Source organism: Chitinophaga sp. (genome assembly GCF_036569185.1).
GTDB lineage: Bacteria > Bacteroidota > Bacteroidia > Chitinophagales > Chitinophagaceae > Chitinophaga.
The window spans coordinates 1-3,735 of sequence record NZ_DATCRD010000244.1; the positions used below are offsets into that span (position 1 = coordinate 1).

The window sequence follows — 3,735 nt, forward strand, 5'->3', positions numbered from 1 at the left end:
ACTTCCAGTTCAAAACTTATTGCGTAAAATGCAATTACGCAGTCGTTGCTTTTACGGATGGTGATGCCTTTTTTGCGAAGTGAGCGGAATAATGCAGAGGCTCCGATAGCGGTAGCCATCGGGGATAATTCCAATCTTGTAAAATGCCGGAATGTTTCTTTTACCTTCCTGTGCTCGGCATCATCTCTTATACCTTGCAGGCATTCCTGTATCACAACAGGAATAAGTGGAACTTCGAAGTCATTATCCAGGTAATGGGTTAGCAGGTTGGTTTGTGGTGTTTCTTTCTGGCGTAAAGCGTCAATCCAGACAGATGTGTCGAAAAGTAGTGGCTGCATTATTTTCCCCTCATTTCATTTAAGTCTCCATCCCATTTTACTTTTCCCTTCAGGTTTAAAAATTTGCGCTGGTTAATGCCTAAAATATATTTCTGCAGCGCCTCGTTTATCACTTCCTCTTTGGTTTTACCCTTATTAAGCCGCATCGCTTCTTTGATCAGCTTATCGTCTAAGTCTATATTGGTTTTTGCCATGTAAAGAGATTTACTGTAAATAAAAATACATATAATAATACACATAAAAAGGCCGGACAGTAACTGCCCGGCCCGCATTTTATTCAAAAAAATATTTTATTTCCCTTTGGCGCTTTCCTTTGCCCATGCGTCTTTCAGGGTTACGGTCCTGTTGAACACCACTTTTTCAGGAGTGCTGTCCTTGTCTACCACAAAGTAACCTTTACGCAGGAACTGGAAGCGTTCGCCTGGCTTTGCCTGCAGCAGGCCGGGTTCTACATAGGCCTGTTTAATGACCTGTAGTGAATCCGGGTTGATAAGGGTTTTGAAGTCGGCTTCTTCGGCTTGTGGATTTTCCGCTGTGAACAGGCGGTCGTAGATCCTTACTTCAGCTGTGGCAGCGTGTGCCGCGCTTACCCAGTGGATGGTACCTTTAACGGTTAGTCCGCTCTGATCGCCACCACTTTTGCTTTCCGGCAGATAGGTGGCGTAAATGGTGGTGATATTACCGTCTGCATCTTTTTCAAAGCTTTCCCCTTTGATGATATAAGCGTTTTTCAAACGCACCATCAGGCCGGGACCGAGGCGGAAGAATTTTTTTGGAGGCGCTTCCATAAAATCTTCCCGCTCAATATACAGGGTATTGCTGAAAGGCAGGGTACGGGAGCCTGCGTTTTCATCTTCCGGGTTGTTATCGGCGGTCATTTGTTCAACCTGTCCTTCGGGATAGTTGGTGATCACCAGTTTTACCGGGTCCAGCACGGCCATTACGCGGTTGGCGGTCCTGTTCAGCTCTTCGCGGATACAGAATTCCAGCAGGCCCAGCTCAATCATATTATCGCGTTTCTGAACGCCTACGCGCTCGCAGAGCTGGCGGATGCTGGCAGCGGTATATCCACGGCGGCGCAGGCCGCTGATAGTGGGCATACGGGGATCGTCCCAGCCGTTTACGTGGCCTTCTTCCACAAGCTGTTTGAGTTTTCGTTTACTCATCACCGTATAGGTGAGGTTTAAGCGGGCAAACTCGTACTGGTGGCTGGGGAAGATCTCCAGTTCTTTGATAAACCAGTCGTACAGCGGGCGGTGCGGAATGAATTCCAGCGTACAGATGGAATGGGTAATATGTTCGATGCTATCGCTTTGTCCGTGCGCAAAGTCGTACATCGGATAGATGCACCATTTGTCGCCGGTACGATGGTGATGTGCATGTTTAATGCGGTACATCAGGGGGTCGCGCATGTGCATATTGGGCGAGGCCAGGTCTGCTTTGGCGCGGAGTGTTTTTTCCCCGTCTTTGAATTCGCCTTTGCGCATCCGCTCAAACAGGTCCAGGTTTTCCGCTACAGAGCGGCTCCTGGCCGGGGTGGGCGTACCTGGTACGGTAGGGGTACCTTTGGCCGCGGCAATTTCATCGGCGCTGGCATCTTCCACATAAGCCAGCCCTTTTTTTATCATTTTTACGGCAAATTCGTAGAGTTGTTCAAAATAATCGGAGGCATAGAGCTCCTTTTCCCACTCAAATCCCAGCCAGCGGATATCGTCTTTAATAGATTCCACGTACTCGGTATCTTCTGTTACCGGGTTGGTATCGTCGAAGCGGAGGTTGGTTTTCCCATTGTATTTCTGGGCCAGTCCAAAGTTCAGCACAATGGATTTGGCATGACCTATATGCAGGTAGCCATTGGGTTCGGGCGGGAACCGGGTCAGTACCCGGCCGTCATTAACGCCGTTCGCTATGTCTTCCTCAACAATTTGTTCTATAAAATTGAGGGATCTTTCTTCGCTCATAATAATTTTATCTTGGACCGCAAATGTACAAAAAAGCCGAGAGCTTAAGCTTTCTGCTTTTTCGTACATTTACTTCCTTAATATGAAAATGGTATGGTCAACCCGTTAAATCGTCCTGTTCGTGTATTGGTAGCTAAAGTGGGCCTGGATGGCCACGACAGGGGCGCAAAGGTAATTGCGGCAGCACTGCGGGATGCCGGCATGGAGGTAATATATACCGGTTTGCGCCAGACGCCGGAAATGGTGGTGAATGCCGCCCTGCAGGAAGATGTGGACGCTATTGGCATCAGTATCCTCTCCGGCGCCCATATGACCGTATTCCCCAAGATCATTGCCCAGATGAAGGAAAAGGGTATGAACGACGTGCTGCTTACCGGTGGCGGCATTATTCCCGATGCTGATATGGAAACACTGCAGGAAATGGGGGTAGGAAAACTGTTCCCTCCCGGTACCAATACCAAAGATATTTCGGAGTATATCACCGGCTGGGTGGCCAGTCACAGGAATTTTTAAAAAATTTATCCTCTCGCCGTAACATTTTTTAAACCGGGTCGTCTTTAGTGGAAATAGTCCACCAAATATCTAAAAAACCATAACACCCTTTTTATGAAATGTAAGATATGCCCGTTATTCCTGCTACTGTTGATATTGTGTTGTAATGTGTTTGCCCAGGAAAAGAAAGAGTCAGTTACTACAACTACGACTACCACCACTGCTACTAATGCTGATACCACCCACGTTAGCAGTGAGAAAACCGTTTTTTCCATCATTTTCGGAAAATATCCAAAACACCGGGAAGGGGTATACGTAACCCATGGCGGCGACGGGCCTCTCCTGTCTTTCGCTTCTATGAAGAACAACGGGGAACATCTGCGTAATATTCCGAGGTTTACCATGTTTCTGAACATCGGCTCCAATTTTAATAAAGACTTCTCCCGGAATTTTGGCGTTTTTACAGGGATCAACCTGAAGAACATAGGGCTGATCTCAAAGCCTACTGATTCCCTGAAGCTGAAACAACGCGTATACACCCTGGGTGTTCCGCTGGGTATTAAAGTAGGAGATCTTTCTTCCGGGAGCTTATTCTTTTTTGCCGGCGGCGAAATAGATATGGCTATTAACTATAAAGAAAAACAATTTGTGGATGGAGATAAGGTTCATAAATTCAATGAATGGTTCAGCGACCGTACGCCCCTGCTGATGCCTTCCCTGTTTGCAGGTTTCCGCTTTAACCCCGGCTTTGGACTGAAAGTGCAGTACTACCCACAGAATTTCTTCAACAAAGACTTTAAAACAAAAGATAAAGATGGCAACTCCGTTTACCCCTACAAAAATTTAGAGGCAAACCTGATGTTTGTTACCTTCAGTTATAACTTCAGCGGCATCGATTATTTTAAAGTAAAGAAAAAAAGACACTATATGAAGATGAAAAGTGG

The 3,735-nt window shown here is 46.7% G+C and carries 5 protein-coding genes; 2 read left to right on the top strand and 3 right to left on the bottom strand.

Annotated elements, in window-relative coordinates; genetic code table 11:
• The 3 genes from vapC to VIM72_RS18595 form a co-directional block, all read right to left on the bottom strand.
• On the bottom strand, positions 1-338 hold a 338-nt coding region (gene vapC, locus VIM72_RS18585), incomplete at its 3' end, for a type II toxin-antitoxin system VapC family toxin (RefSeq protein ID WP_332004326.1).
• A complete protein-coding gene (locus VIM72_RS18590) occupies positions 338-532 on the bottom strand; it encodes a type II toxin-antitoxin system VapB family antitoxin (RefSeq protein ID WP_332004327.1) in 195 nt (64 codons plus the stop codon). The genes vapC and VIM72_RS18590, both read right to left, overlap by 1 nt.
• 96 nt (positions 533-628) lie before the next feature.
• Positions 629-2,299: a glutamine--tRNA ligase/YqeY domain fusion protein gene (locus tag VIM72_RS18595; RefSeq protein ID WP_332004328.1), complete on the bottom strand. Its 1,671-nt coding sequence runs from the start codon at positions 2,297-2,299 to the stop codon at positions 629-631.
• Positions 2,300-2,392: 93 nt separating this feature from the next.
• On the opposite strand from VIM72_RS18595, the gene VIM72_RS18600 reads away from it, so the two are divergent.
• Positions 2,393-2,812 (top strand): cobalamin B12-binding domain-containing protein, encoded by a 420-nt coding sequence (locus tag VIM72_RS18600; RefSeq protein ID WP_079469748.1) that lies wholly within the window; start codon positions 2,393-2,395, stop codon positions 2,810-2,812.
• A gap of 93 nt (positions 2,813-2,905) precedes the next feature.
• On the top strand, positions 2,906-3,735 hold an 830-nt coding region (locus VIM72_RS18605), incomplete at its 3' end, for a hypothetical protein (protein ID WP_332004329.1).

Bases quoted from the DNA above. Each gene is read 5' to 3' on its own strand.
- VIM72_RS18595 (WP_332004328.1), bottom strand. From the start codon at position 2,299: ATGAGCGAAGAAAGATCCCTCAATTTTATAGAACAAATTGTTGAGGAA.
- VIM72_RS18590 (WP_332004327.1), bottom strand. From the start codon at position 532: ATGGCAAAAACCAATATAGACTTAGACGATAAGCTGATCAAAGAAGCG.
- VIM72_RS18600 (WP_079469748.1), top strand. From the start codon at position 2,393: ATGGTCAACCCGTTAAATCGTCCTGTTCGTGTATTGGTAGCTAAAGTG.